Here is a 1,228-nt window from a genome sequence, read left to right on the forward strand (position 1 = left end):
CAGCAACCCCGACTGTAACGTGATAATTGTTGAGTTGATTAGGTATCGAACTCATCCCCTGTACGAGATAGGTAAGTAATTGAGCAAACGCTACTAATCCACCTGCTGTAAAAGAACCATGAATGACCATATATCCGCCAAGCAGGAAAAAGAGTAAGAACGGGACGGTTTGCACGAGCATTCCTACGGAACCTATGGCCGCCTTTCGCTTCTCAACGATCAAGGATATGGCTAACATCTGATCGAGCGCTGCTTTGTATTTAGCTAATAAGAATGGAACCAAGTTGTAGGATTTAATCATGTGGATGCCGTTGATGGTGTCTTGAACCGTAGAGTTGGATTTCGCTAAGCTTCGTTGAAGTCTCGAGGAGTATTCGGTTAATGGACGACTAATCGAGTTGGTCACTATAGCCATAAGTGGGAGTAGAATCATGCAGAACAACAACAATTTCCAATTTAAGAAAGCCATCACGATTATACCTGCACTCACTCGAACGAGTTGAAACACAATTCCCATGAGATCATTCTTGATGAAGTTCTCAATCGCCGTGACACCATTGGTCATTCGGGATATGAGATCTCCTGAATGATGCGCTTCCATATAGGAGACTGGCAACTGATCCATATGTGAACTGAACGTGTCTTTCATATCTCGGGCAGCATAGGCACTGTAACGACCGGATGAGTACGCTTCCAAGAAGTTAACGATTATTCCGACAATGACGAAGACAATCATATATTCAATCGATCGGCTCAACTCCAACCGGTTACCCGACAAGGAAGCGTCCACCAACACATTAATCAGATAGACTAGGAATATATCATTAGCCGCATTCAATATGGTGCATAACAGCTTCACGACTACCCAGCCACGATAAGGTTTAAGAAAATGGAGCACTCTTTGCGGAGCGAACTTGTTAGGCATTCAGTCTACCTCGAATTTCATCGATTAGCTTGGATTTCTCATCTTCTGAAGTGCAATTCTGTAGTTTCCTTACAGCCACTGGGAGGATCCAAGCTTCTATCTCTTCAGTCTTCATCCCAGAGATCTTCATATACTCATTCAGAAATACGTCGATCATCGAATGACGAGCGGCATTCAACAGATCAGCAATATAGGTCGGGGTATCAGAGGGGATTGTACCGTATTTATGCAAAAGAATGAATTCAGCAATATCAGCAGCAGGATTGCCTGTGGTTGCCCCCATCCAATCGATCAGTACTGGAC

Annotated in this window: 1 protein-coding gene and 1 pseudogene; both read right to left on the bottom strand. The window is 43.9% G+C overall.

Going from position 1 to position 1,228, the window contains the following annotated elements; all coding sequences use genetic code 11:
* On the bottom strand, positions 1-925 hold a 925-nt coding region (locus AC1DWB_RS35570), incomplete at its 3' end, for an ABC transporter transmembrane domain-containing protein (protein ID WP_477545776.1).
* Positions 918-1,228, bottom strand: a pseudogene (locus AC1DWB_RS35575) (phosphotransferase family protein); the annotation flags it as partial. The pseudogene AC1DWB_RS35575 and the gene AC1DWB_RS35570, both read right to left, overlap by 8 nt.

This window comes from Paenibacillus sp. P4_E11 (assembly GCF_056401635.1).